Annotated in this window: 28 protein-coding genes; 18 read left to right on the top strand and 10 right to left on the bottom strand. The window is 65.4% G+C overall.

Annotation, left to right across the window (positions count from 1 at the left end; genetic code table 11):
• Window positions 1-406: 406 nt before the first annotated feature.
• Window positions 407-880, top strand: coding sequence for a hypothetical protein (locus HZB49_RS27185; RefSeq protein ID WP_291617072.1), 474 nt, complete (start codon window positions 407-409; stop codon window positions 878-880).
• 140 nt (window positions 881-1,020) lie between these two features.
• Here the strand turns inward: HZB49_RS27185 and HZB49_RS27190 are convergent, their stop codons facing one another.
• A complete protein-coding gene (locus tag HZB49_RS27190; RefSeq protein ID WP_291617074.1) occupies window positions 1,021-2,118 on the bottom strand; it encodes a trypsin-like peptidase domain-containing protein in 1,098 nt (365 codons plus the stop codon).
• A gap of 232 nt (window positions 2,119-2,350) precedes the next feature.
• Here HZB49_RS27190 and groES point away from each other — a divergent pair, with 232 nt between their 5' ends.
• The 7 genes from groES (at window position 2,351) to HZB49_RS27225 (ending at window position 6,763) form a co-directional block, all read left to right on the top strand.
• Entirely contained in the window at window positions 2,351-2,665 is a 315-nt protein-coding gene (gene groES, locus HZB49_RS27195; protein ID WP_291617076.1) for a co-chaperone GroES, read from the top strand.
• 44 nt (window positions 2,666-2,709) lie between these two features.
• On the top strand, window positions 2,710-4,332 hold the full coding sequence (gene groL / locus HZB49_RS27200) for a chaperonin GroEL (protein ID WP_291617077.1): 1,623 nt from the start codon (window positions 2,710-2,712) through the stop codon (window positions 4,330-4,332).
• Between the two features lie 205 nt (window positions 4,333-4,537).
• The gene (locus tag HZB49_RS27205) at window positions 4,538-4,864 is read left to right on the top strand and encodes a hypothetical protein (protein ID WP_291617079.1); all 327 of its coding nucleotides are present in this window, start codon (window positions 4,538-4,540) and stop codon (window positions 4,862-4,864) included.
• Between the two features lie 58 nt (window positions 4,865-4,922).
• A complete protein-coding gene (locus HZB49_RS27210) occupies window positions 4,923-5,135 on the top strand; it encodes a hypothetical protein (RefSeq protein ID WP_291617081.1) in 213 nt (70 codons plus the stop codon).
• Between the two features lie 185 nt (window positions 5,136-5,320).
• On the top strand, window positions 5,321-5,782 hold the full coding sequence (locus HZB49_RS27215; protein ID WP_291617083.1) for an Hsp20 family protein: 462 nt from the start codon (window positions 5,321-5,323) through the stop codon (window positions 5,780-5,782).
• Between the two features lie 81 nt (window positions 5,783-5,863).
• Entirely contained in the window at window positions 5,864-6,358 is a 495-nt protein-coding gene (locus tag HZB49_RS27220) for an Hsp20/alpha crystallin family protein (RefSeq protein WP_291617085.1), read from the top strand.
• A 78-nt stretch (window positions 6,359-6,436) separates the two neighbouring features.
• Window positions 6,437-6,763 (top strand): hypothetical protein, encoded by a 327-nt coding sequence (locus HZB49_RS27225; RefSeq protein WP_291617087.1) that lies wholly within the window; start codon window positions 6,437-6,439, stop codon window positions 6,761-6,763.
• A gap of 306 nt (window positions 6,764-7,069) precedes the next feature.
• Here the strand turns inward: HZB49_RS27225 and HZB49_RS27230 are convergent, their stop codons facing one another.
• From HZB49_RS27230 to HZB49_RS27255, 6 genes are all read right to left on the bottom strand, one after another.
• Window positions 7,070-7,873 (bottom strand): DUF2076 domain-containing protein, encoded by an 804-nt coding sequence (locus tag HZB49_RS27230; RefSeq protein WP_291617089.1) that lies wholly within the window; start codon window positions 7,871-7,873, stop codon window positions 7,070-7,072.
• Between the two features lie 129 nt (window positions 7,874-8,002).
• Window positions 8,003-8,833, bottom strand: a complete 831-nt coding sequence (locus tag HZB49_RS27235) for a ChbG/HpnK family deacetylase (RefSeq protein ID WP_291617091.1) — start codon at window positions 8,831-8,833, stop codon at window positions 8,003-8,005.
• Entirely contained in the window at window positions 8,830-9,888 is a 1,059-nt protein-coding gene (locus HZB49_RS27240) for a glycosyltransferase family 2 protein (protein WP_291617093.1), read from the bottom strand. The genes HZB49_RS27235 and HZB49_RS27240 overlap by 4 nt, the downstream gene beginning before the upstream one ends.
• An 80-nt stretch (window positions 9,889-9,968) precedes the next feature.
• A complete protein-coding gene (gene hisG, locus HZB49_RS27245) occupies window positions 9,969-10,946 on the bottom strand; it encodes an ATP phosphoribosyltransferase (RefSeq protein ID WP_291617095.1) in 978 nt (325 codons plus the stop codon).
• Window positions 10,943-12,085 carry an ATP phosphoribosyltransferase regulatory subunit gene (locus HZB49_RS27250; protein ID WP_291617097.1) on the bottom strand — a complete coding sequence of 381 codons (1,143 nt, stop codon included), beginning with the start codon at window positions 12,083-12,085 and terminating at the stop codon, window positions 10,943-10,945. Before HZB49_RS27250 ends, hisG begins: the two co-directional genes overlap by 4 nt.
• Window positions 12,086-12,235: 150 nt before the next feature.
• A complete protein-coding gene (locus HZB49_RS27255; protein WP_291617099.1) occupies window positions 12,236-12,985 on the bottom strand; it encodes a 16S rRNA (uracil(1498)-N(3))-methyltransferase in 750 nt (249 codons plus the stop codon).
• Between the two features lie 212 nt (window positions 12,986-13,197).
• On the opposite strand from HZB49_RS27255, the gene HZB49_RS27260 reads away from it, so the two are divergent.
• Both HZB49_RS27260 and ubiA read left to right on the top strand, forming a co-directional pair.
• Window positions 13,198-13,881 (top strand): hypothetical protein, encoded by a 684-nt coding sequence (locus HZB49_RS27260; RefSeq protein WP_291617347.1) that lies wholly within the window; start codon window positions 13,198-13,200, stop codon window positions 13,879-13,881.
• Entirely contained in the window at window positions 13,878-14,810 is a 933-nt protein-coding gene (ubiA, locus tag HZB49_RS27265; RefSeq protein WP_291617101.1) for a 4-hydroxybenzoate octaprenyltransferase, read from the top strand. The genes HZB49_RS27260 and ubiA overlap by 4 nt, the downstream gene beginning before the upstream one ends.
• Before the next feature lie 108 nt (window positions 14,811-14,918).
• Here the strand turns inward: ubiA and HZB49_RS27270 are convergent, their stop codons facing one another.
• A complete protein-coding gene (locus tag HZB49_RS27270; protein WP_291617103.1) occupies window positions 14,919-15,446 on the bottom strand; it encodes a DUF6101 family protein in 528 nt (175 codons plus the stop codon).
• A gap of 290 nt (window positions 15,447-15,736) precedes the next feature.
• Here HZB49_RS27270 and HZB49_RS27275 point away from each other — a divergent pair, with 290 nt between their 5' ends.
• The 6 genes from HZB49_RS27275 (at window position 15,737) to lpxK (ending at window position 21,278) form a co-directional block, all read left to right on the top strand.
• Entirely contained in the window at window positions 15,737-17,134 is a 1,398-nt protein-coding gene (locus tag HZB49_RS27275) for a TldD/PmbA family protein (protein ID WP_291617348.1), read from the top strand.
• Window positions 17,121-17,927, top strand: coding sequence for a 3'(2'),5'-bisphosphate nucleotidase CysQ (locus HZB49_RS27280; RefSeq protein ID WP_291617104.1), 807 nt, complete (start codon window positions 17,121-17,123; stop codon window positions 17,925-17,927). Before HZB49_RS27275 ends, HZB49_RS27280 begins: the two co-directional genes overlap by 14 nt.
• A gap of 80 nt (window positions 17,928-18,007) precedes the next feature.
• Complete coding sequence (locus tag HZB49_RS27285; protein WP_291617106.1) at window positions 18,008-18,256, top strand: DUF4170 domain-containing protein; 249 nt, start codon at window positions 18,008-18,010, stop codon at window positions 18,254-18,256.
• Window positions 18,253-18,966 carry a lysophospholipid acyltransferase family protein gene (locus tag HZB49_RS27290; RefSeq protein WP_291617108.1) on the top strand — a complete coding sequence of 238 codons (714 nt, stop codon included), beginning with the start codon at window positions 18,253-18,255 and terminating at the stop codon, window positions 18,964-18,966. Before HZB49_RS27285 ends, HZB49_RS27290 begins: the two co-directional genes overlap by 4 nt.
• Window positions 18,929-20,263 carry a 3-deoxy-D-manno-octulosonic acid transferase gene (locus HZB49_RS27295; RefSeq protein ID WP_291617109.1) on the top strand — a complete coding sequence of 445 codons (1,335 nt, stop codon included), beginning with the start codon at window positions 18,929-18,931 and terminating at the stop codon, window positions 20,261-20,263. The genes HZB49_RS27290 and HZB49_RS27295 overlap by 38 nt, the downstream gene beginning before the upstream one ends.
• The gene (lpxK, locus tag HZB49_RS27300) at window positions 20,256-21,278 is read left to right on the top strand and encodes a tetraacyldisaccharide 4'-kinase (protein WP_291617111.1); all 1,023 of its coding nucleotides are present in this window, start codon (window positions 20,256-20,258) and stop codon (window positions 21,276-21,278) included. The genes HZB49_RS27295 and lpxK overlap by 8 nt, the downstream gene beginning before the upstream one ends.
• 111 nt (window positions 21,279-21,389) lie before the next feature.
• Here the strand turns inward: lpxK and HZB49_RS27305 are convergent, their stop codons facing one another.
• Window positions 21,390-21,653, bottom strand: a complete 264-nt coding sequence (locus tag HZB49_RS27305) for a hypothetical protein (RefSeq protein WP_291617113.1) — start codon at window positions 21,651-21,653, stop codon at window positions 21,390-21,392.
• A gap of 93 nt (window positions 21,654-21,746) precedes the next feature.
• Here HZB49_RS27305 and HZB49_RS27310 point away from each other — a divergent pair, with 93 nt between their 5' ends.
• Entirely contained in the window at window positions 21,747-21,947 is a 201-nt protein-coding gene (locus tag HZB49_RS27310) for a hypothetical protein (protein WP_291617115.1), read from the top strand.
• Window positions 21,948-22,642: 695 nt separating this feature from the next.
• On the opposite strand, the gene HZB49_RS27315 is transcribed toward HZB49_RS27310, so the two are convergent.
• Window positions 22,643-22,864 (bottom strand): DUF2093 domain-containing protein, encoded by a 222-nt coding sequence (locus HZB49_RS27315; protein ID WP_291617117.1) that lies wholly within the window; start codon window positions 22,862-22,864, stop codon window positions 22,643-22,645.
• 200 nt (window positions 22,865-23,064) lie between these two features.
• Here HZB49_RS27315 and HZB49_RS27320 point away from each other — a divergent pair, with 200 nt between their 5' ends.
• A complete protein-coding gene (locus HZB49_RS27320) occupies window positions 23,065-23,895 on the top strand; it encodes a dienelactone hydrolase family protein (RefSeq protein WP_291617119.1) in 831 nt (276 codons plus the stop codon).
• Window positions 23,896-23,983: the final 88 nt, after the last annotated feature.

Below are 23,983 nucleotides of genomic sequence, written 5' to 3' on the forward strand. Positions count from 1 at the left end.
ATTTGCCGAATCGAGCTGCCATTGGCCGAAAGGCGGGCAATCTCGCATCGATCGTCCAGGGAAAGCTGATCGTAACTCCGCCCCATGGCAACACCTCCCTAAGGAAGTGTTGCACTTCGTTTGTGAACTCAGGGGACCCATCAACCAGCGTCGTCGATTGTTGGAATACGCTGGAGCTACAGCTGTACATGACCACGTGCATTCGTGGTTATGCGCCCCGGCCCGCGCCGGGGCGACGGAAAGAATCGAAACGGCCGCCCAATCGGGCGGCCGCTTTGCATTCGGCTTCCGCTATGAGCCCCACATGGTTATGAAAGAGGCCGCCAGCTTAGGCGGTCGCTCGGTGCTTTCGTCCTCGACTCCCGCTAAGGTCGGGGCATTGCGAAGTTGGGGAGGGGATTTACCAATGCGCGCCTTCACTTGCGGTGCGATCGCGTTGATCGCCGCGGCAATGTCAGTGCCGTCCATCGGGGCCGCGTTCGCGCAGGCGGGAAGCACCGGCGGAACGATCGGCAATCGTGAGAAATCGATCATCGGCGGCGAAGAGCAGCCCGTCGCGAGGAAGCAGCCGGCCAGGCGCGCGAGCCAGCCGCCGCGCCGCGGAGCGCAAGCACCGCCGCTGGGGTCATTCGACGGGAACTGGGCGGGGGTGAGCGTCGGCTCCTGCATCGGCCGGTTCGGTTGGAGAGTCCAGGTTTCCAACGGGGTCATTTCCGGCGGCGCCACCGGAAATATAGCCCGCAGCGGCGCTACGAACGGTGACATGGTGATCTTGGGCAAGCACTATCTGTTCAAGGGGGTAACCCGCGCCTCCGGCACAGCCTCCGGTACCTGGACCGCGCGCAACTGTTCGGGAAACTGGACTGCGGTCAGGTCTTAGGCTCGCTCACTTTGAGCCCGAGCAAGCGCTTCGCAGGGGTGTGAAACGAAGACGGCCGCCTGATCGGGCGACCGTCTTTCGATGCGTCCGGGCCGAGGCGAGTCTTCGGTTTTCGCGATGAGACGTGAGCCGACATCGGTTCAGCTCGGCCCACGCGCTCTCGGCCTGGTCTCGTTCAACGGAACCACCTCCACTGTTGCGCTTTCGGTGACCCGCTCGCGCTCGATTGTAAGCCGGACCTGCTGGCCGACCGGCGTGAGCCCGATAATGTTACGCATCTGCGTGGCGCTCCGGATCGGAATGTCATTGGCCCTCAGAATTATATCGCCGCGGCGCAAGCCCGCGCGCTCCGCCGGTGAGCCGGGGCTGACCTCCTTGATCCGGGCGCCCTGCAGCGATCGCGCGGAAGGCATTTCCAGATCCTCCAGCGCGATGCCTATCCGTCCGCGCTCGACCCGGCCGGTCTCAGCGAGTTGCTCCATCACCTTTCGCGCCATGTTGATGGGAACGGCAAAGCCGATCCCCACATTGCCGCCGCCCGGCGAAATGATCGCGGTGTTGATACCGACCAATTCGCCTCTCAGGCTGATCAGCGCCCCGCCGGAATTGCCGGGATTGATGGCCGCATCGGTTTGGATGAAATCTTCATAGCCATGCTTGCCCAGCCCGGTGCGTCCGAGCGCGCTGACGAGACCAGAGGTGACGGTTTGCCCGAGGCCGAAAGGATTGCCCACCGCGATCACGAAATCGCCGACCTGCAGTGCATCGCTGTCGCCGAGCATGATGGCTTTGAGCCCGGTGGGTTCCTTGACCTGGAGCAGGGCAATATCGGTCGGTGCATCGCGGCCGACCACCCGGCCTGCGAATTTACGCCCGTCCTTGGTCCTTATCTGAACAGCCGTGGCATTGGCAACGACATGGTTTGCCGTCAGCACATAGCCGCGCTGCGCATCGACGATCACGCCCGATCCGGTCGCACTGACCTCTTTCTCCAGCTGCCGAGGGACGTTGAAGAACTCTCGGAATAGTGGGTCTTGGTAAAGTGGATTGTCCTCGCGCACCCGTCCCTGCACGGAAATGTTTACCACGGCCGGGGTCACCTCCCGGACCAGAGGTGCAAGGGTAGGCAGGCGCCCAATATGGAGGTCCGGAATCTGGGCACTCACCGGCGCCCCCCACAGCACCCACACGAGCCCGGAGGCGACGCTCAGTCGTCCGAGCAGACGCAAAAGCTGCATAGATATCTCCCTGACATATGCTTGGCGGCCCACGATTGACGGCGCGCGTCGGGTTAGCTGGTTCGGTCCAACCGCCGTTCAAGAGAGCCTCTGGCACCCAACGGGTGCGAGTGAGAAAATTTTTGCGAACCCCCTTGAAGGATTTTTTCTCCCTTCCTAGGTCGTTTTTCGCCCGGGGGCCGGTTCCCGGACCCGGCCTTTAGACATCGCTAACCTGACAAGGAGGATGTGCATGCATTTCCGTCCACTGCACGACCGCGTGCTCGTGTGCCGTATCGATGCCGAAGAGAAGACCGCCGGCGGCATCATCATTCCCGACACCGCGAAGGAGAAACCGCAAGAGGGCGAGATCGTCGCTGCGGGTCCTGGCGCGAGGAATGAGCAAGGCCAACTGATCCCTGTCGACGTCAAGCCGGGAGACAGGGTGCTGTTCGCAAAATGGTCCGGCACGGAGGTGAAGATCGACGGCCAGGACTACCTGATCATGAAGGAGAGCGACCTTCTCGGTGTGGTCGACAAGACCGGTACGCTCAAGAAGGCTGCCTGACAAGATTTCGAAGCTGACAGTCATAAGGGAAAGGAGCAGGCAAGATGGCTGCCAAAGATGTGAAATTCTCCACCGAGGCCCGCGAGCGGATGCTGCGGGGCGTGGATATGCTGGCGAATGCGGTGAAGGTCACATTGGGTCCGAAAGGACGCAACGTCGTGATCGAAAAATCCTTCGGCGCGCCGCGCATCACCAAGGATGGCGTCACTGTCGCCAAGGAAATCGAGCTGGAGGACAAGTTCGAGAACATGGGCGCGCAGATGGTGCGCGAAGTCGCCTCCAAGACCAATGACCTTGCCGGTGACGGAACGACGACCGCGACCGTGCTGGCCCAGGCCATCGTCAAGGAAGGCGCCAAATCGGTTGCCGCCGGCATGAACCCCATGGACCTCAAGCGCGGCATCGACCTTGCCGTCGAGGCCATCGTCGGGGATCTGAAGGCGCACGCCAAGAAGGTTACCTCCAACGAGGAGATTGCCCAGATTGGCACCATCTCGGCCAACGGAGATACCGAAATCGGCCGCTTCCTTGCCGACGCCATGCAGAAGGTCGGCAACGAGGGGGTTATCACCGTCGAGGAAGCCAAGAGCCTCAACACCGAGCTGGAGGTGGTCGAAGGCATGCAGTTCGATCGCGGCTATGTCTCGCCCTATTTCGTCACCAACGCGGAAAAGATGCGGGTCGAGCTCGAAGATCCCTACATCCTGATCCACGAGAAGAAACTGTCCGGGTTGCAGACCATGCTGCCGCTGCTCGAATCCGTCGTGCAGTCCGGCAAGCCGCTGCTGATCGTCGCCGAGGACGTCGAGGGCGAAGCACTTGCAACGCTCGTCGTCAACCGGCTGCGCGGCGGCTTGAAGGTCGCGGCTGTCAAGGCCCCCGGCTTCGGCGACCGCCGCAAGGCAATGCTCGAGGACATCGCGATCCTCACCGGCGGAACAGCGATCTCCGAGGATCTCGGCATCAAGCTCGAGAATGTGACCTTGAAGATGCTCGGACGCGCCAAGAAGGTCGTGATCGACAAGGAAAATACGACCATCGTCAACGGCGCCGGCGCCAAGAAGGACATCGAGGCGCGCGTGACGCAAATCAAGGCGCAGATCGAGGAGACCACTTCCGACTACGATCGCGAGAAGCTGCAGGAGCGGCTGGCCAAGCTCGCCGGCGGGGTCGCCGTGATCCGGGTTGGCGGGGCGACCGAGGTCGAGGTCAAGGAGAAGAAGGACCGGGTGGACGACGCCATGCATGCGACCCGCGCCGCGGTCGAGGAAGGTATCCTGCCCGGTGGCGGTGTTGCGCTGCTGCGCTCGCTGAAAGTGCTCGAAAGCGTGAGGACCGCCAATGCCGACCAGAAGGCGGGCGTCGACATCGTGCGCCGAGCCATTCAGGTGCCCGCGCGACAGATCGTCCAGAACGCGGGCGAGGACGGGTCTCTCGTGGTCGGCAAGCTGCTTGAGAACTCCAGCTACAATTGGGGTTTCAACGCTGCGACAGGCGAATACCAGGACATGGTGAAGGCTGGCGTGATCGATCCCGCCAAGGTCGTTCGCACCGCCTTGCAGGATGCGGCCTCGGTCGCGGCCTTGCTGATCACAACGGAAGCGCTGGTGGCCGACAAGCCCAAGAAGTCTGAGCCGGCTGCCGCCGCGCCGCCGATGGACTTCTGATCGATCAAAATCGAGCCCGGCCGGTGATGGCCGGGCTCCCCAACTACTGCAAGAGAAGGGAACGTACAGCTAAAGGAGCCTCAGATGAGCACACGCATGCAATCACGATCGCACAAGAGCGGGGCGACTGTAGTGCATTGGCTCATGTTCGCCCTCAGCCTTCTCACGATCGCATGGATCAGTTTTCCAACGACAGGAGGATGAGATGACCAGGAATAATACGCTCGTCTCCGCTCAGCCGGGGACTTCCAAACGCCGCGCCTGGACACTTCTTGCCGGCGTCTTCGCGTTGGCAGCGACGCTGCCGCCAATCGATGCATGGGGCTTGGACAGCAGCCCCAAGCAGGCAGTCAATCGAACGGATCAGCTACCGCTCCCGCCTATTGCTTACTTGGAATCGATGCGCTGGATGAGCTGGAAGCCGAATGCGCCGCTGTTCAAGGTTGATACGCTGCTGCTGCCGGACGGCATCCAACCCGGCCAGTTTCGGCTTCCATCCGACTACGAGCGGGATCTCCCGCGGGTGAGCTGAATCTCCGGGGGCACGGCGCACCGTCGCGAGTCGTGCCCCCATGGCGTCGAAGGCAAGAATGCTCGAGCTGGCAAACCGTCCAACGCCGCCGGAAGGGCTGGATCGCTCCCTTCCCGACGCTGTGCGTGCTTTCTTGGTCGAAAGCGAGCGCCGGGTCGTTTTGCACTGCCATAAACTATTGGACAATCGACAGCTTCCTGGCGAAGACCGCTACAGGCTGGCTCGTCTTTCCGAACGGGCAGAAGAGGAACTGCGGCGCTTGGGGGCGTGACTGAGATTTCCTGGACTGGGCGCAAAAAAATTGCGGACTCCTCTTGAAACCACTCCTGCATTTTTCTAATTCTGTTTTACCGCAATTTGCGGTGTCGGGCGCCAGATCGGGTCCGGCATTGAACCGGGCGCCGGACGGTGTCCTGCGCTCCTTCGTATCCATCTTGCTCCCTGGAGGACTTGGTTATGAGGACCAACTTTGACTTCGCGCCCTTGTGGCGTTCCACCATCGGCTTCGATCACCTGGCCGATCTGGTTGACAGCACGCTTCGCCACGCCAACGAGGATAATTATCCTCCCTACAACATCGAACGGTCCAATGAAGATCATTACCGGATCTCATCGGCCGTGGCCGGCTTTGGCGTCAACGATATCACGGTGACGGCTGAGCATAACGCGCTCACCATCGAAGGCCAGAAGCCCGAGGGCCATGCGCGCGAATACTTGTACCAGGGCATCGCTGCGAGACCGTTCCGGCGCGTGTTCAATCTCGCCGACCATGTCCAGGTCAAGCAGGCCTCCTTTCAGGACGGTCTGCTGGTGATCGAACTCGTCCGTGAGGTTCCCGAGGCCATGAAGCCGCGACGCATCGAGATCGGCACCGGCAATTCTACTTCGCCCCAGATCGAGCAGCGGAAAGCCGCCTAGGCACGCGATCAAGGCATCAAGAACGGAGTGTGGATGTACTAGTGCGCCCACACTTCCGCCCATGAGCGAAGGAGAAGAAACATGGCTTTTCGTGATCTCATCCCCTGGACAAAAAACCAGGAGCTTGCGCCTGCGCGCGATAACCTCGATCCGCTCCTGACGTTGCATCGCGAGATGAATCGTCTGTTCGACGATGTATTTCGCGGCTTTGGCAGTGCGAGCCTGTCACCGCTGATGGAGGGGCGCTTCAGTTGGCCAAAGGTCGAACTCAGCGAGAGCGAACAGGCGCTGACAATCTCGGCCGAATTGCCCGGCATGACGGAGAAGGATGTCCAGATCGAAATCGTCAACGGCGTCCTGACGATCCGCGGCGAGAAGAAGGCCGAGCGAGATGGTGGAGGCAAGTACTTTACCGAACGCTATTACGGAGCTTTTGAGCGCCGGATACCGCTGGACGACGTTCAAGAGGACAAGGCTCAGGCATCGTTCAAGGACGGCGTCTTGACGATCCTGCTGCCGAAGTCAGACAAACCGCGAGAGGGGGGCAGGCGTATAGCAATCAATACCCAAACCTAACGTGAGGAGCAGCGTCTGGCTGCGCCGCATCGCAATTGTAAGTCCGTCCCTGGAAAGGAGTGTAAGGAGGGAACGAAGATGGCTAAGATCAATGCTGAAACCGGCACGCATCCGCTTTTCCATCCAGCGGCTCACTATGATTGTCCGGCCGATGTCTTGAACGACGACGCGCTCTCCACGCCAGAGAAGAAAGTTGTCTTGTCGTCATGGGCCTCCGATATGTATGCGGTCGAATCCTGCCCCGGGTTGAGGGAGATACCGGGGATACACCACACCATCCGACTCGCCGACATAATCGCAGCCTTGCGCCAACTTGATGGTGATGATGACCCTCCGCGCGGTGGCGGCGTTCCAATGCGATTGCGGCGGCCTTGGGCCGCCGTATCCGTGGGGAGGCATTATTGATGCTTACCGGAACAGTTCTTGGCCTTGTATGGCTTGGCCACATTGGCGCAGCCTGGACTCTTCCATTAGTCGACGCATGGCAGCTGCTGGGAACATCAAGCGAGCCGAACCGTTCGAGGTAGCCAGACGAGAAGCTTAGCTAGCTCGCGCCTGACAAGCGCCTGCCGTATCGCTGTCCGAAGCGGTCGCCACGTCCGTTTCGGAACAAAGCCCGCACAGGGCCTTCGCAGAGGGGTGAAACGAAAACGGCCTCCCGATCGGGCGGCCGTTCCGTTTCACGCCACGCAACCGACGCACACGCCACGCTTACGCGTAATCGCTGTCGCCGTCGCCGTCGAAGCCGTCGGAATCGTGGTCGATGTCATCCTCGTCGTCATGGTCCTCGTTCGAGGCCTGCTCGTACATGCCCTGGCGCGAGCCGTAATCGCTGCCGCCGCGGCCGGACGAGCCGATGTCGTTGATCCCGGCGTCCTTGGCGAGGCTGCCGCCGTCCCGATCGCCCCACGGCCGGCGGTCCTCGATGCCGCCGCTGTGGCCCGCAGTATCGCCAAAACTCTGGTGATGACCGCCGCCCATCATGCCGCGGATGCCCGAGAGCAGCAGCGAGCCGCCGACGACGCCGGCGGCTGCCGCCGCGGCCGTGCCGAGGAACGATCCGCCACCACCGCCACCGGGGACCGGCGGGGGCTGCGGCGTGCCATAGGGCTGGCCGTAACCGGGCGCTTGACCCGGGGCCTGGCCGTAGCCGGGCGGCAGTGCCTGGCCGGTGTTCCACATCGGCCGGCTGCCGGCATTGGGCACCGAGCCGCGCGGCGGCTGGCCCTGGGACTGACCACCTTGGCCGAACACCGCGTCGCGCATGGAATCGAGGAAGCTGCCGGATTGCTGCGGCTCGGGAGCGTGACCTTCCAACTCCTGGATGCGGGCGTTGGCGCGCTTGAGCGCCTCGTCCTGCACCAGCACCGTCTGCACCAACGCGTAAGCCGCATTCGGCGCGCGCCGCAGGCCGCTCATGATCGCAGCTTCGGCGTCGGCATCGCGCGGCGAGCCCTCCAGCTTCGAAAGCCGGTCGAACAGATCGTCAATCAGTTGGCGTTCCTGCGGTGTCATGTCGAATCTCCTCCGCTCCGGGGACCGAAGCGCCCGGGAATGTAAGGGCGCATTTCGGCGCCAACAGGGGGAACCGCAGAATTAAATTTCGGTAAGCGACAAGTTGACCCGTGGTCTTCCTGCCCGATGTCACGCGAGCGTCACCTTGTTCGCGGCCAGCAGCGGCGGGAAATGCTCACTGGCCAGGAACGCGTGTTCATGTTCGCGCTGGGTGGTCAACGGGTCGAGGCCTTCCAGCGTCTCATCGACAAAACCGGGATGACACATCACCAGCCCGCCTTCCGGCAGGCCGTGCAGGAACTGCTGCATCAAGGCGGCGAAATCCGGCTTGCGCATGAAATCATAGGCGCCGGCAAAGGCCGTATTGAAGGTGACGTTGGCGCGCGCGGCACGCTTGCGGAACTGGCGGCTCAGCGCGTCCAGCAGCAGCGCCTTGGGTGAGTTGAGCCGCTTCAGGAGCGGCCGGTTGCGTCCGCCCTGGCGCACCCAGGCACCGGGTGCGTGCGCGGCGGTCGCCGCGATGAAGGCGTCGCGCACCACCGGAAAGAGCTGCGTATGCTGGTGGCCGTCGGCAAAGTCGGGCGCGCGGCCGAACAGGTCGCGGAAGGCGGCGAACTGTGCCGCGATTTCGGACTGGACGATCTCGCGATCGAGCCGGCGCACGAAGCCATGCTGCAGCATGGTCGGCAGGGACAGGAACATCCCGCCATCGGCCGGCCTGAAATGCATGGTCAGCGGCCGGAATGGCGCGGTCAGCGTGACATGGAGCCCGATGGCGCAGCGCTGGCTCGCGCTCGCGACGTCCTGCAAGGCGGCGACTTCGTCGCGGCCGATCGCATGCCCCACCACCATCACCGAGGTCGCATTGAGGCGGCCCTTGGCGATCAGGTCGCGGATGGCGTGGTTGACGCCGGGACTGATCCCGTAATCGTCGGCGCACAGCCAGATCCGGCGATTCATTCCGCCGCGGTCCGTTCGGGCGCGGCTTCGCCGGCCTTCTCGCCACCCTTGGCGTCTGAGCGCTTCTCGCTGTGTTCGGCAACGAAATAGATCGGCCGCGCTTTCAATTCGCTGAGGATCTTGCCGATATATTCGCCGAGCACGCCGATCATGATCAGCTGCACGCCGCCGATGGTCATCAGGCCGACCACCAGCGAGGGATAGCCGGGCACCTGCTTGCCGGTGGTCCAGACTTCCCAGACGATCGACAGGCCGAACAGGAACGCACCGCCCGCCAGCACGACGCCGAGCAGGCTGGCAAAGCGCAGCGGCGCCACCGAGAACGAGGTGAGGCCCTCGATCGACAGACCGATCAGCCGGCCGGCGTTGAACGTGGTGACGCCATGCGCGCGCGGCGCCGGCTCGTAGTCGACGCGGATCTGGCGAAAACCGATCCAGCTCGCCAGGCCCTTGAAGAAGCGGTTGCGCTCGGGCAGTTGCCGCAGCGCCGCGGCGGCCCGCGGCGACAGCAGGCGGAAGTCGCCGGCGTCTTCCGGAATCTTCTGCCGCGCACCCCAGTTGATCAGGGCGTAGAAGCCGTGCACGGCCATTCGCCGCAGGAACGATTCATTGTCGCGATGCGCCTTGGCGGTATAGACGACGTCATATCCGTCATCGATCCAGTGCCCGACCAGCTGTTCGATCAGCGCCGGCGGGTGCTGGCCGTCGCCGTCCATGAACATCACTGCGCCGCGGCCGGCGTGGTCGAGGCCGGCGACGAGCGCGGCCTCCTTGCCGAAATTGCGCGACAGCGACACCACCTGCACGTCCAGCGCGTCGGGCGACAGCGCGCGCGCGATCTTGAGCGTGTCGTCCTGGCTGCCGTCGTCGACATAGATCACTTCGCAGGAAAGCTGCCAGCGCCTGGCCAGCGTGCGTGCGAGGCCGGCGAGGCGCGCGTGCAGCGCGGCCAGCCCCGCCGCCTCGTTGTAGACGGGGACGACGATCGACAGCCCTTGCACTGCAGCATTAGCCGCGGTGGTGGACAGTCCGGAAACGTCGCTACCCAGCTTCATCGATCAGGTCCCAGTGATGGTCCAACAGCATATGCTACCTGCCGCAAGCTGTCGCCACGATGAACGGGGTTAAATTCCGTTCATCGGCCGAGAAATGTCTCGAGCCGGGCATACAGCGGATTCTGGCGGTCAAGCACATAGTCCAGCGAGGCGATCGAGACCGTATCGGCCCCGTGGTCGCGCAGGAAGCTGCCGAGCGCGTAAAGCTGCGCCGGTGGGCAGTGCAGCGTCAGCATGCCCGAGGAGGTCGGTCCGCCGAACGGGGCCACCACACCGAAGCGGCTATGCGCCTCGCCCAGCAGCTTGTCGTTGCAGCCGGCGAAGCGCGTGCGCACCTCGCGGTACTTGCTGGCCCGCGCCCGGGCGGCGATGTGGTCGAGGATCACGCGCGCCGTTTCGCGCGTGGTCTCGTTCCAGTCGGCCTCGCGCGAGGCGACGAGATTGGCCTGGCTCTTCAGGATCACGCCGTCGTCGAGCACCTTCAACCCGTTGGCGGCAAGCGTCGCGCCCGTGGTGGTGATGTCGACGATCAGCTCCGCGGCGCCGGTCGCGGGCGCGCCTTCGGTGGCGCCGGCGCTCTCGACGATGCGGTAGTCGACGATACCGTGCGAAGCAAAGAAGCTGCGCGTCAGGTTGATGTATTTGGTGGCAACCCGCATGCGGCGATTGTGCTGGGCGCGGAAGCCGGTGGTGACGTCGTCGAGGTCGGCCATGGTGCGCACGTCGATCCAGGCCTGCGGCACCGCGACCACGACGTTGGCGGCACCGAAGCCGAGGCTGTCGATCAAGAGCACGCGCTTGTCGGCGTCTGGAATGCTCTCGCGCACCAGGTCCTCGCCGGTGACGCCGAGATGCACGGCGCCGCGCGCGAGATTGGCGGCGATCTCGCTCGCCGAGAGATAGGCGATCTCGACATTGTCGAGGCCTGAAATGGTGCCGCGATAGTCGCGCGCCCCGCCGGGCTTGGCCAGCGCGAGTCCCGCGCGGGTGAAGAAGGCTTCGGCGTTTTCCTGCAGGCGTCCCTTGGAGGGCACGGCCAGAACGAACGGGGCCGTCATCGCGCGCCCCCGCTCTTGCCGGCCTTCACCAGCGCATCCACCCAGATCGAGAAGCCGACGGCAGGAATGGGCTCGCGCGAACCAAGCTGCGTCATCAGCCCGTCATAGCGTCCACCCGCCACCAATGGCTCGCTGCCATTGCCCTTGTGATGCAGCTCGAATTCGAAGCCGGTGTAGTAATCCAGCCCGCGCCCGAACGAAGTCGAGAAGCGGGTCTTCTTGATGCCGATGCCGCGCGCGGCCATGAAGCCGACGCGGGCTTCGAACTGGTCGATGGCGGCGGTGATGTCGAGTTTTGCGTCGGCGGCCAGCGCGCGCAATTGCGCCACAGCGCCTTCCGGCTCGCCGGCGATCGAAAGAAAGCGCTTGATGGTGCCGATGGCATCGCGCGGCAGTGCGCCCGCCTTCAGCGTTGCCTGTTCGAGGAAGCGGTCGGCGATCTCGGCCACCGTGCGGCCGCCGACATTGGTGGTGCCGGCAATCGACATCAGGTCGGTGACCAGCGCCAGCGCCGCCTTGCGGTCGGAGCCGGCAAGGGCTGCGAGAACGCCCTCATATTCGTTGCGGCCGGGCGCCGTCTTCAAGGTGAGCTGCTCGATGTCGTCGGTCAGGCTGATCTTGCGGTTGAAATCCTTGATCAGGCGGCGCCGCCACACCGGATAGAGGTCGAGCGCGTCGATCAGCGCGTTGAACAGCGCGACGTCGCCGGTGCGGATTTCGACGTCGGCGATGCCGAAGGCGCCGGCCGCCTGCAGCGCCAGTGCCAGCATTTCGGCGTCCGCCGCGGGGCGGTCCTGCCGGCCGAACGACTCGATGCCGGCCTGCAGGAACTCGCTCTTCCTGCCGCTGCGATAGCGGAACACCGGGCCGAGATAGGAGAAGCCGGCCGGCTGCCCGGCGCGAGCGGAGGCGAGATAATCCCGCGCCACGGGGATGGTGAGGTCCGGCCGCAGGCACAGTTCCTCGCCGGTCGCATCCGTCGTCAGGTACAGGCTTTTGCGGATGTCCTCGCCGGAGAGGTCGAGGAAGGGGTCGGCCGGCTGCAGGATGTCGGGCTCGGCATGGACGTAGCCGGCCTGCGCAAAGGATTGCAGCAGGGTGTCCGCCCAGGCGGCGGAGGGGGGCGCGGTTACGTTCATCGGACTAGTCCAGATCGCCGGAAAACGGGGTTCCAACAGGGGGTTAAACGGTTCGAAATGGGGTTATGGGCGGAGCCCTTAGCACGGCCTGCCGCGGGATACGACAGGGATTGGGCAAAGGGCTTAATGGGCGGTGCTTTTTGCGTGCCGTTAACCAGACCCGGCCCAGTCGCCAATTGCGGCCTGTACCAGCGCCAGCGCCGCGACGCCAGCGGTGTCCGCCCGCAATATCCGCGGTCCCAGGCAAAGCCGCAGCGTACGGGGCTGGCGCAACAAGGCCTCGCGTTCCTCCCCGGCAAAGCCGCCCTCGGGACCGATCAGGACGTCGATGCCGCCCGTTGTCCTTGCGGCCTTCAATGCTGCGAGGGGATCGGCGATCTCGGCGGCCTCGTCGCAGAACACCAGCAACCGCTGCGCATCGCGCTCGGCGAGGTAACGCTCCAGCGCGATCGGCGCGGCGACGGCGGCGAGACTGAGGATGCCGCACTGCTCGGCGGCCTCGATCACGTTGGCGCTCATTCGCTCCAGATTGACGCGCGACACCTGGGTGAAGCGCGTCGTCACCGGCTGCAGTTTTGCCGCGCCCATCTCGACCGCCTTCTGCACGACGTAGTCGAGCCGCGCGTGCTTCAGCAGCGCGAAGACGTAGGTGATATCGCCGAGCTGGTCCTGCTCGCGCGTCTGCCTGACGATGGTCAGGCGTTCCGGCCGCTTGCGCCCGGCGATCTCCGCCTGCCATTCGCCGTCGCGGCCGTTGAAGGCCAGGATGGATGCGCCGCTGCCGAGCCGCAGCACATTGCCGAGATAGTTTGCCTGGTCGCGGTCGAGCTCGACGCTGGCTCCTTGCGCGAGCGGGGCGTCGACGAACAGGCGCTGGCTTCGGAAATCGAGTTGGGGCATTTCGTTAATGTTTCTGAACGGGGCCGCTTTTAGCTGAAATGATGAGATTCCGGGGCAATAATTGCGGTCTTGTGCCGCGCTGTTGCCCCATTCCATGGGTTGTTAAGGCCCGGCAAGGATCGTAAAAAGGCCTTTAACCGGAATCGCTTTGATCGGAAGACGTTGGGGCCCCTCGGACATTTGCCTAGGACCTTGCCGGAGAAACACCCTTGATCATCCGTCGCTTGCTTGCGCCGCTCGCAGTCGCCGCCTTTGCCCTCCATGCCGGGCAGGCCGGCGCGCAGGGCGCGTTCCCGGCTCCGCTGCCGAACCAGGCCGCGCAGCCCGCCAATGCGTCGCCCTTTCCGCCGGTTGGTGGTGCGCCGGCGCAATCCTCGCCGTTCCCGCCCGCCGGCGGGGCGGCTGCGGCATCCAGTCCCTTCCCGTCGCAGGGCGCCGCCCCGATGCAGGGCGCCGGCTTCGGAGCGCCGCAGGGGCCGACCTCAGGCCCGTCGGAGGCCTGCATGAAGGGTTTTGTGCCGCTGCGCGAGGAAGCCGAAAGGCGCGGCAAGCTGATCAAGGCGGCATCCGAGCGCAAGGCGCCGCCGGACGAGGCCTGCAAGCTGATCGCTAATTTCGGTGCGGCTGAAGTCAAGATGATCAAGTACATCGAGGCCAACGCGGCGAAATGCGGGATCCCGCCGCAGATCGGCGACCAGATGAAGGCCGGGCACAAGAACACCGAACAGCTGCAGCAGAAGGTCTGCGGCGTGGCGCAGCAGATGACGCAGCAGAAGGCGGCCGCCGCGCCGAGCCTTTCCGAGGCGCTCGGCGCGATCTCCGCCCCCGAGGCGCAGGCCACCCGCAAGGGCGGCTCCACCTTCGACACGCTGAACGGCAACGTGCTGGCGCGATGAGCGACGTCACCGCCCGCGTTGCCGATTCCACCGGCAACTGGGTCGATACCCGCGCTCCGTCCTGGTCGCGGCCTTACTTGCGGCTCTCCCGGTTCGACCGCCCGATCGGCTCATGGCTGCTGCTGATGCCGTGCTGGTGGTCGGCCGCGCTCGCCGCAGGGATCTCCGGCAATGTCGGGTCGCTGCCGCTCACGGCGGCGCTGTTCTTCATCGGCGCCTTCGTCATGCGCGGGGCGGGCTGCACCTGGAACGACATCACCGACCGCCATCTCGATGAAAAAGTGGAGCGCACCCGCTCGCGGCCGATTCCGGCGGGACAGGTCAGTGTGGCGCAGGCCTTTGCCTTTCTCCTGTTGCAGGCGCTGATCGGCCTTGCCGTACTCCTGCAGTTCAACCGCTTTGCGATTTTCACCGGCATCGCCTCGCTTCTGGTCGTCGCCGTCTATCCCTTCATGAAGCGCATCACCTGGTGGCCGCAGGTCGTGCTGGGCCTGGCCTTCTCCTGGGGCGCGCTGATGGGATTTGCGGCGGAATTCTCCCGCATCGATCCGGTCGCGCTGGTGCTCTATGCCGGTTCGATTGCCTGGGTGATCGGCTACGACACCATCTACGCGCACCAGGATGCCGAGGACGACGCGCTGATCGGCATCAAGTCCACCGCGCGGCTGTTCGGCGCCAAGACGAAGCCCGCGCTGGTCGCCTTCTACGGTCTGGCTGTCTTGCTGATCGGCGTGGCGCTGTGGCTTGCCGCCGCGCGCTGGCCGGCCTGGATTGGCCTGGCGCTGTTCGCCTTACATCTGGTCTGGCAGGTGGCCCGGCTCGAGATCGGCAATTCCGCGCTGTGCCTGAAACTGTTCAAGTCGAACCGCGACGCGGGGCTGTTGCTGTTCGCGGGACTGCTGGTCGATGCGGTGATGCGTGCCGCCTAGTTTGTAGGGTGGGCAAAGGCGCGCAAGCGCCGTGCCCACCTTCAGCGGCGTGCTCATGAAGGTGGGCACGCTAGCGCTTTGCCCACCCTACGCGGTGCTGCGTTCGGCTCAGTTGCGCGCGATGATTTCGCGCTCGCCGCGGTAGACGGGCAGTTCGCGCGCGGCATCGCCGGCGCGGCGGCGCACCAGGAATCGCGGACGGCGCTTGCTGATGATGTTGCGGCGGCGGCGCCGGGCGGCGGGCTCGCGCCGCTTTTCCTCCGGCAGCTGCGGCAGCCCGAAGATCTCGCTCCACATCGCCGACGCGCTGTCGAGCTCGTCGCGGTCGGCGCTGATGCCGAGCGGAATGGTCAGCGAGGGATCGCGGTGGATCAGCGCCAGCATCTGTGCGTCGCCGTCGATGCCGCGCACGCCGATGCCGATGAAGTCGCAGACGCGAACGTTGACGGCCATCCGCATGCCCTGAACGGCCCGGCGCAGCACGACGCGTTCGCGATGAATCTCGACCTGCCGCACGCCGCCGTCGGCGCGGATGTCTCGCGCATCGAAGCGTTGCGGAAGGGAAAGAGGGTCGAGCCGCAATGCGCGGCTCGACCCGGCGGGATTGATCCCGCTTGTTTGTGTTTGACGCCTCACGGCTTTGGTCTCCCCGCCGGAATTATGTTCCCGGTCGATGCGTGAGAGCTTGCCACAGCGCCGGCCCGATCCGCTTAAAAAGGCTGGTTAATCGCGTCTCAATGGCCCTGCTTCTGCCTGCATGATTGACAACACCTTGGCGCGCATGATTGACGGGACCTTGCGCGAGGGGCTCGAAATTGATGGCTTTTGCCCGCCTAAAATGCTTGAAGTCCCTGTGAATCAGGCACATCTCAGGGGTTCGCGGGCGCGCCCGCGCGTACCCTAAAATCCCGGGAATTTCGTTCGTGATCTCTTCACCATCGGCTGCTTCGAAGCTTTCGCCTGAGGCCGCCGCATCCGGCCTGTTCGATCAATCGGCGCTGTCGGCGCTGGCCCAGCGCCTGGTCGAGGCCGCCAGACGCGCCGGTGCGGATGCAGCCGACGCGGTCGCTGTGCGCGGCGTCTCGCAGGGCGTCGAGGTGCGCGACGGCCGCGTCGAGGAATCCGAGCGTTCCGAGGGCGACGACGTCGGCCTGCGCGTATTCGTCGGAAAGCGCCAGGCGGTGGTCTCCACCAACGACGTCAACGGCGACGGCATCGCCCGGCTCGCCGAGCGCGCGGTGGCGATGGCGCGCGTCGCGCCGGAAGACAAGTATGTCGGGCTTGCCGATCCGGCGGAGCTCGCGCGCGAGTTTCCCGAGCTCGATCTGCTCGATCCCGATATTCCCTCGACCGAGGTGCTGGAGCGCCGCGCCAAGGAGGCCGAGGCCGCAGGGCTTGCGGTGAAGGGCGTGACCAAATCCGGCGGCGCGTCGGCATCGGCCGGCATCGGCGGCATGGTGCTGGTGACCTCGACCGGTTTCCACGGCTCCTATCTGCGTTCCAGCCAGGGCGTCTCGATGACCGCGATCTCCGGCGAGGGCACGGGCATGGAGCGCGATTACGATTACACCTCGGCGCTGCATGCTTCCGACCTCGCCTCGCCCGCAAGCGTCGGCCGCAAGGCGGGCGAGCGCGCGGTAGCCCGCACCAATCCGCGCAAGGTCGAGACCTGCAAGGTGCCGGTCGTGTACGACCCGCGCGTCTCCAATTCGCTGGTCGGCCATCTCGTCGGCGCCGTCAACGGCGCCTCGATCGCGCGCAAGACCAGCTTCCTCAAGGACAAGCTCGGCCAGCAGCTGTTCTCCGACGGCATCCGCATCGTCGACGATCCCCTGCGCGTGCGCGGCCTGCGCTCGCAGGCCTTCGACGCCGAAGGCGTCAGGGTGAGGAAGCTCGCCATCATCGACGGCGGCGTGCTGAAATCTTGGCTGCTCGATTGCGCCACCGCGCGCGAGCTCGGCATGGCCACGACCGGCCATGCCCATCGCGGCGTGTCGTCGTCGCCCTCGCCGGGCGCGTACAACCTGCATATGGAAGCCGGCAGCGCGGCGCCGAAGGATCTGATCGCCGACATCAAGCAGGGCATCTATGTCACCGACCTGATCGGCTCGGGCGTCAACGGCGTGACCGGCGATTACAGCCGCGGCGCCTCCGGTTTCTGGATCGAGAACGGCGAGATCACCTATCCCGTCAGCGAAGTCACCATCGCGGGCCATCTGCTCGACATGTTCAAATCGCTGACGCCTGCCAACGACCTCGAATTCCGCTACGGCATCAACGCGCCGACGCTGCGCATCGAAGGGCTGACCCTTGGCGGACGTTGAACTGCGCGACACTTTGGCGCGCGACGCGGCGCTGCTGAGCGGAGCGGTGCGGGAGGCAGGCGCACTCGCCAAGTCGCTGTTCGGCACCGAGCTGAAGAACTGGATCAAGGGCGCATCCTCGCCGGTCTCCGAGGCCGACATCGCCGTCAACGATCTGCTGGAACAGCGCCTGCGCACGGCGACGCCGGATTACGGCTGGCTGTCCGAAGAGAGCACCGACGACGAGAAGCGGCTCGGCAAGCGCTTCGCCTGGATCGTCGATCCGATCGACGGCACCCGCGCCTATCTTGCCGGCCGCGACGACTGGTGCGTCTGCGCGGCGCTGGTGGAGGATTCGAGCCCGGTGCTGGCCGCGGTATATGCGCCGGCGAGCGAGGAGTTCTTCTTCGCCGCGCGCGGGCAGGGCGCCTCGCTCAACGACAGGCGCGTGCTCGCCAGTTCCGGCGACGATCTCGACTTTTCCCGCATGGCGGGCCCAAAGCCGCTGGTCCAGCGCCTGAGCCGTTCGTCCGAGGAAATCTCGCTGCATCCGCGCATCGGCTCGCTGGCGCTGCGGCTCTGCCGTGTGGCGCACGGCGCGCTCGATGCCGCCTTCGCCGGCGGGCAGAGCCGCGACTGGGATCTTGCCGCGGCGAATTTGATCGTGCAGGAAGCGAATGGTAGAATGACCGCGCTCTCGGGGGATGCGATCCTTTACAATCGCCGGGACGTGGTGCACGGAGTGCTGGTGGCGGCCGGACGCGATCGTCATGCGCGCATTGTCGCGCATTTCAGGGAACGTCCGCTGCCCTGAGCCTTCTTCCCGCGACGCCGACATCCCCTCGCGACGCCAACATCCGCCTTGCCGGGCAGCTCGTTCAAGAAAGTCCCGATATGTCTGACAATGCCCAGCCGCAACTGCTTCACCTCGTTCTCGGCGGCGAACTGGTCGATCTCGAACACGTCACCTTCAAGGACCTCGACAAGGTCGATATCGTCGGCGTGTTCCCCAACTACGCCTCCGCCTATGCGGCCTGGAAGTCCAAGGCGCAGATGACGGTCGACAACGCCCAGATGCGTTACTTCATCGTTCACCTGCACCGGCTGCTCGATCCGGATCAAGACACGAAACGGTCCCGTTGAAACGCTTCTTCCGCGATCTGCTGCGCAGCCCCTGGGTTCAGCGTGCGCTCGGCGTGCTGGCGGCCGAATATCTGCGGCTGGTCTGGCGCACCACCCGCTTCGGCTACGACCCGGCCAATGTCTATGACCTGGTCGAGCCGGCGCAGCCCGCGATCTTCGCGTTCTGGCACGGCCAGCATTTCATGACGCCGTTCATCAAGACCAAGGACAGCCACCGCGCCAAGGTCCTGATCTCGCGCCATCGCGACGGCGAGTTCAACGCGATCGCCGCCGAGCGGCTCGGCATCGGCACCATCCGCGGCTCCGGCGACCATGGCGGCGCGTTCCACCGCAAGGGCGGCGTCGGCGCGTTCCGCGAAATGGTGCAGGCGCTGGGCGAAGGCTGGAACGTCGCAACCACGGCCGACGTGCCCAAGCGCTCGCGCGTGGCCGGGCTCGGCGTCATCATGCTGGCGCGCGAATCGGGCAGGCCGATCCTGCCTTTTGCCATGGTGACCAGCCGCTTCATCCGATTGAAAAACTGGGACTCCACCACCATCAATCTGCCCTTCGGGCGCGGTGCCGTGGTAGGTATTGACGCCGTTATCGTGCCCCCGGACGCAGACGCCGAGACCATGGAAAGACTGCGCCAGCAAGTCGAGACCTATCTCAACGAAGCGACCCGTCGCGCCTATGCGCAGGTGGGCCGCCCGGAGGCCGGCCTTGGCTGATACGCTGCCGATGACGCTGCGGGTCTACCGGAAGCTGTCGTTCGCGATGGTGCCGCTGGCGCCTGCGCTGATCAGGAGCCGCCTCAAGCAGGGCAAGGAGGACCCCGAGCGCGTCGGCGAGCGGCGGGGCCTGTCGCTGGGCACGAGGCCGTCCGGCCCGCTGGTATGGATTCACGGCGCGAGCGTCGGCGAGGTGCTGGCGGCGGCGGCGCTGATCGAGCGGCTGCGCGCACTCAATCTGCGCATCCTGCTCACCTCGGGCACGGTGACGTCGGCCGCGATCGTGGCAAAGCGCTTTCCGCCCGACATCATCCATCAATACGTTCCCTGGGATTCGCCGCGATATGTCGCGCGCTTCCTCGATCACTGGCGTCCGTCGCTGGCGCTGTTCATCGAGTCCGACCTGTGGCCGAACCTGATCCTGCAGGCCTCCGCGCGCCGGCTGCCGATGGTCTTGATCAACGGGCGGATGTCGCCGCGTTCCTTCCCGCGCTGGCGCAGAGCCCGCAACACGATCTCCGCGCTGCTCGGCCAGTTCGAGGTGTGCCTGGCGCAGTCCGCCACCGATGCGGAGCGTTTTGCCGCGCTCGGTGCCCGCAACGTCATCGTGACCGGCAATCTCAAGCTCGACGTGCCGGCGCCGCCCGCCGACCCCGCCAGGCTCGAAAAGCTGATGGCGATGACGCGCGGCCGGCCGGTCATCGTCGCGGCCTCGACCCATCCAGGCGAGGAAGAGATCCTGATCGAGACCCATCGCACGCTCGCCGGATTCTTTCCGGGGCTGCTCTCCGTGATCGTGCCGCGGCATCCCGACCGCGGCAACGCGGTGGCCGGCCTCGTCGCCGCATCGGGGCTGCGCTTCATGCAGCGCTCGCGCGAGGAACTGCCGGCGGCGAACACTGACATCTACATCGCCGACACGCTCGGCGAGCTCGGCCTGTTCTATCGCCTCGCGCCCATCGTGTTCATGGGCGGCTCGCTGGTCGAGCATGGCGGCCAGAACCCGATCGAGGCGGTCAAGCTGGGGGCCGCCATCGTGCACGGCCCGCATGTCTTCAATTTCTCCGACGTCTATGAGGCGCTGGACAAGGCCGGCGGCGCGCGCCTGGCCGGCCATCAGGAAGCGCTGGTGAAGCAGCTCGGGCAATTGCTGGCCGATCCCGCGGCGCGCGATGCCGCGGCGGCCAATGCCGCCCGCGTGGTGGAGCAGCTCGGCGGCGCTCTGGAGCGGACGCTCGCCGCGCTCGAGCCCTATCTCATGCAGCTGCGCATCGAGATGGGAGCCGCCAATGCGTGAGCCGGCCTTCTGGTACCGGCCCGCGTCCTGGAAATCGCATCTGCTCCGGCCGCTCGCGGCGCTCTACGGCGCCGTCGCCGCGCATCGGCTGAATCGCAAGGGGCTGAACGCCGGCATTCCCGTGCTCTGCGTCGGCAATTATCACGGCGGCGGCGCCGGCAAGACGCCGGCGGTGCTGGCGCTGGCGAAACTGCTGCGCGAGCTCGGCGAGACGCCGGTGGTGCTCAGCCGCGGCTATCGCGGCAGATTGCGCGGCCCGGTGCGGGTCGACGGCGCAAGGCACGGCGCAGCCGACGTCGGCGACGAGCCGTTGATGCTGTCGCAAAGCCTGGGCGTCGTGGTGTCGCGCGACCGCGCCGACGGCGTGGCGCTGGCCAAGTCGCTGGCCGCCACCGTGATCCTGATGGACGACGGCTTCCAGAACCCGACTGTGGCCAAGGATGCCTCGCTGATCGTGATCGACAGCGTGCGCGGCATCGGCAATGCCAGGGTGATGCCGGCGGGTCCGCTGCGCGCGCCGCTGTCGGTGCAGATCGAGCGCACCGACGCGCTGATCGTGATCGGCGACGGCGGTGCAGCCGATGGCGTGGCTGCATCGATCGCCGCGCAGGGCAAGCCGGTGCTGCGGGCACGTTTCAAACCCGACGAAGCTTCGCTGGCCGCATTGCGCGGCAGGCGCGTGCTCGCCTTTGCCGGCATCGGCGATCCCGCGCGGTTCCTGGCCACGTTGCGCGACAGCGGCGTGGATGTCGCGAGCAAGCGGCTGTTCGCCGACCATCACCCGCTCACGGCGGACGAAGCCGCCAGCCTGGTTGCGGAATCGGAAGGCGGCGGCCTGACGCTGGCGACCACGGAAAAGGATCTCGCGCGCCTGCGCACGCCGGACGGCTTGCCCGGCTGGGCACGCGAGATCGTTCCGTTCAAGGTGGCGCTTGAATTCGACGACGCGGCGGCGCTGCGATCGTTCGTCGCCACCCGGCTCTTCAAGGCGCGCGAGCGGAAATCGCAGACCTGAAATTGCAGGCCTAAAGCGCGATGAGATCGGGATGAATCGTCATCGCGCTTCAGGTTGTTGTTTGAGCATGATCTTTTCGGAAAACCGCTTCACACTTTTCCGGATCATGCTCTAGCGAATCCCGATGCGATTGACGCCGCCGTTGACGTTGCGCGGGGTCGCCGTGGTAGCGCGGACGGCGGCGCGTGCGACCGGGCGGGGCCGCAGCACGATTCCGGGCCTTGCGATGCAGCTCGGCGGGTAATCGATGTACTGGCAGTACACCACTGCGGCCGCTGGCTCGGTGCTGAATGTTACGCCCGCAAGTCCCAGCAAAGCGCTCACGGCCAGCCCTGCGATCGTCGCCGGCTTCACGAACTGACTAAGCTGCCGCATGGTGCTTTCTCCCGATCTCGTTGGCGATTTCATCGACGTGCAATTCAGCCGCAAGCCGTGCGACCTTATGGTGTGGAGTGTGGACCGCCCGGAATGAGTGATGTTGATGCAAGTCAAGAATTGCCGCGGCGCCTCGAGGTCGAGGTCGACCGGTTCATGACCGGCGTTCGCGCGGCGTGCCCCGGAATGACGGGGACGGTGTTGCAAAATTGGCGCGACGGGCAAATCGCTTCGGGTTGCCGGAATCGTGTCAAGCCCCGGAATCAAAAATATTTCGCTTTACCGGAATTCTGATTTACGATATTGGTCGCCCCAGCCCGCGTCACCATGAGGGGACGCTTCGCGGTCGTCACGAACGTTGGCGCGGGTTGCGATGGACGCTGCGGCGTCAGGCGGGTTCATTCCCGCCCGACGAAACGTTGGCAGCGTACGGTGAAATCGTGTGGTCCTGGCGCCGCGACCCTGGCGTCTATCCCCGCCGGCCTGTGCTGGCGGGGCAACGGGGGCAAGACAGGCCGTCCCCCGGGGAGAGCGCGACATAAGCCGTAAAGCCATTGCGCGGGGAAAGCCGGGATGTCTCGGCTGTACCTGTCAAACCCGTGTGCATTCCGTTCGCTACAGATCGCACACGGCGATGCGGGCGCAGTCGGCGCCCGGCTTTCCCTGCGCCCTCTCCTCCGGGAGGGCCGACGAATTTGCAAAGCTCAGGCGAAAAACGCGCCGTGAGATTGAGAGCGCATGTCTTTCCACATCGTCACTGCGAGGAGCGAAAGCGACGATCCGTCTACGCTTGCTGCGCAAGCTACGCCGGGCTGGGAGTCCGCCGAAGCTCGCAGAGCGAAGGCGGAAGCAATCCATCTATCCCCGCGGGAAAGGGCTGGATTGCTTCGCGGAGCCCGTCATCGGGCGCGCGTTCGCGCGACCCGTTGGCTCGCAATGACGGCGGCAAGCCCGGCAATGACGGCGGTGGGATTTCGTGCCCGCGCCCGCTACTTCTTCACCTGCCCCGGATGATGCCGCTGCAGCACGGCCACCGGTTGCGCATACGCCTCCTGCAGGTCGACGCTCCAGTATTTCAGCTCGTCGAGCGGGATGCGGACGTCGGTGATGGCGCAGCGGACATAGGTCCCCGGCGAGATCACGCGGAAATCGCCGTCGAGATATTGCACCTGCGCTTCGCCGCTGCCCGAGGGGCCGAACTTGTTCAGCAAGATCAAAAGCTCCGATTCGAAACGGGCTGCTCAAAAGCGCCCGGTCAATGCATTTCCGGATTGCGATCTATCATAAATAAGTCGTGGTGTCCGCCCCCGCAAACCCACCGATTTGTGATGGTTTCGTGGCGAGCGCGCATGCTAGCCTTTTCGACATGGATCGCTGTCCTCCAGCGCCATACCAATCCCGGCACCCCATCATGCGCCTCAAGTCAGCAGTCCTGATCCTGACGCTATCTGCGGTCGTCTGCTCGGCGCGCGCGGCTCCCGCGCCGACGCAGGTCGAGATCCCCTCGGGCAAGCTCGAGCTGCATGCCCAGCTCTACAAGCCCGCCGGCAACGGGCCGTTCCCGGTGGTGATCGCGCTGCACGCCTGCGGCGGACTGGGCGGACAGGGCGAGCCCGTGCTGCCGCGCTATCGCGACTGGACGGAACGGCTGCTGAAGGCTGGCTACGCCGTGCTGTGGCCCGACAGTTTCGGTTCGCGCGAGGCCGGGCCGCAATGCCGCGAGAAGGAGCGCAAGGTGCTGGCGCGCCGCGAGCGCGTCGCCGACATCACGGCTTCGCACAAATGGCTGGCGGCGCAGGGCTGGGTGGCGCGCGACCGCATCAGCCTGATCGGCTGGGCCCATGGCGCGAGCGCCGTGCTGTGGGCGGTGCGTCCGCAGCTCTCCCCCCGCAGCAAGGAGCAGCCGGACTATCGCACCGCGGTTGCCTTCTATCCGGAATGCCGCGTCTCCTCGCGCACCGGCTGGAGCGCGCGGGTGCCGACACTGCTCTTGATCGGCGCCAGGGACGATATCGCCTCGCCGCCGCTGTGCCGGCAGATGGTGGACGGCGCCCGCGGCCGCAGCGCGCTGGCCCGGATCGTGGTCTACCCCAGCGCGCCCCACGATTTCGACCGCGCCAACCTGCCGCTGCGCGCGCTCGAAGGCAAGGATCCCGCCGCGCCGGACCACGGCCATATCGGCACCGACGCCGACGCGCGCGCCGATGCGCAGAACCGCGTCGCGGAGTGGCTGGCAAGGTAGACGTCAATGCGAGGAGCGAAGCGACGAAGCAATCCAGCTTTCTTGTTGTGGCGAACGAAGCTGGATTGCTTCGCTTCGCTCGCAATGA

The sequence above is a fragment of the Bradyrhizobium sp. genome (assembly GCF_016219575.1).
Classification (GTDB): Bacteria; Pseudomonadota; Alphaproteobacteria; order Rhizobiales; family Xanthobacteraceae; genus Bradyrhizobium.

Bases quoted from the DNA above. Each gene is read 5' to 3' on its own strand.
- HZB49_RS27295 (WP_291617109.1), top strand. From the start codon at position 18,929: ATGCGCAGGTGGGCCGCCCGGAGGCCGGCCTTGGCTGATACGCTGCCG.
- HZB49_RS27210 (WP_291617081.1), top strand. From the start codon at position 4,923: ATGCTCGAGCTGGCAAACCGTCCAACGCCGCCGGAAGGGCTGGATCGC.
- HZB49_RS27190 (WP_291617074.1), bottom strand. From the start codon at position 2,118: ATGCAGCTTTTGCGTCTGCTCGGACGACTGAGCGTCGCCTCCGGGCTC.
- HZB49_RS27320 (WP_291617119.1), top strand. From the start codon at position 23,065: ATGCGCCTCAAGTCAGCAGTCCTGATCCTGACGCTATCTGCGGTCGTC.
- HZB49_RS27205 (WP_291617079.1), top strand. From the start codon at position 4,538: ATGACCAGGAATAATACGCTCGTCTCCGCTCAGCCGGGGACTTCCAAA.
- HZB49_RS27285 (WP_291617106.1), top strand. From the start codon at position 18,008: ATGTCTGACAATGCCCAGCCGCAACTGCTTCACCTCGTTCTCGGCGGC.
- HZB49_RS27225 (WP_291617087.1), top strand. From the start codon at position 6,437: ATGGCTAAGATCAATGCTGAAACCGGCACGCATCCGCTTTTCCATCCA.
- HZB49_RS27305 (WP_291617113.1), bottom strand. From the start codon at position 21,653: ATGCGGCAGCTTAGTCAGTTCGTGAAGCCGGCGACGATCGCAGGGCTG.
- HZB49_RS27235 (WP_291617091.1), bottom strand. From the start codon at position 8,833: ATGAATCGCCGGATCTGGCTGTGCGCCGACGATTACGGGATCAGTCCC.
- HZB49_RS27230 (WP_291617089.1), bottom strand. From the start codon at position 7,873: ATGACACCGCAGGAACGCCAACTGATTGACGATCTGTTCGACCGGCTT.
- HZB49_RS27255 (WP_291617099.1), bottom strand. From the start codon at position 12,985: ATGCCCCAACTCGATTTCCGAAGCCAGCGCCTGTTCGTCGACGCCCCG.
- HZB49_RS27310 (WP_291617115.1), top strand. From the start codon at position 21,747: ATGAGTGATGTTGATGCAAGTCAAGAATTGCCGCGGCGCCTCGAGGTC.
- lpxK (WP_291617111.1), top strand. From the start codon at position 20,256: ATGCGTGAGCCGGCCTTCTGGTACCGGCCCGCGTCCTGGAAATCGCAT.
- groL (WP_291617077.1), top strand. From the start codon at position 2,710: ATGGCTGCCAAAGATGTGAAATTCTCCACCGAGGCCCGCGAGCGGATG.
- HZB49_RS27240 (WP_291617093.1), bottom strand. From the start codon at position 9,888: ATGAAGCTGGGTAGCGACGTTTCCGGACTGTCCACCACCGCGGCTAAT.
- hisG (WP_291617095.1), bottom strand. From the start codon at position 10,946: ATGACGGCCCCGTTCGTTCTGGCCGTGCCCTCCAAGGGACGCCTGCAG.
- HZB49_RS27220 (WP_291617085.1), top strand. From the start codon at position 5,864: ATGGCTTTTCGTGATCTCATCCCCTGGACAAAAAACCAGGAGCTTGCG.
- HZB49_RS27185 (WP_291617072.1), top strand. From the start codon at position 407: ATGCGCGCCTTCACTTGCGGTGCGATCGCGTTGATCGCCGCGGCAATG.
- groES (WP_291617076.1), top strand. From the start codon at position 2,351: ATGCATTTCCGTCCACTGCACGACCGCGTGCTCGTGTGCCGTATCGAT.
- HZB49_RS27250 (WP_291617097.1), bottom strand. From the start codon at position 12,085: ATGAACGTAACCGCGCCCCCCTCCGCCGCCTGGGCGGACACCCTGCTG.
- HZB49_RS27215 (WP_291617083.1), top strand. From the start codon at position 5,321: ATGAGGACCAACTTTGACTTCGCGCCCTTGTGGCGTTCCACCATCGGC.
- ubiA (WP_291617101.1), top strand. From the start codon at position 13,878: ATGAGCGACGTCACCGCCCGCGTTGCCGATTCCACCGGCAACTGGGTC.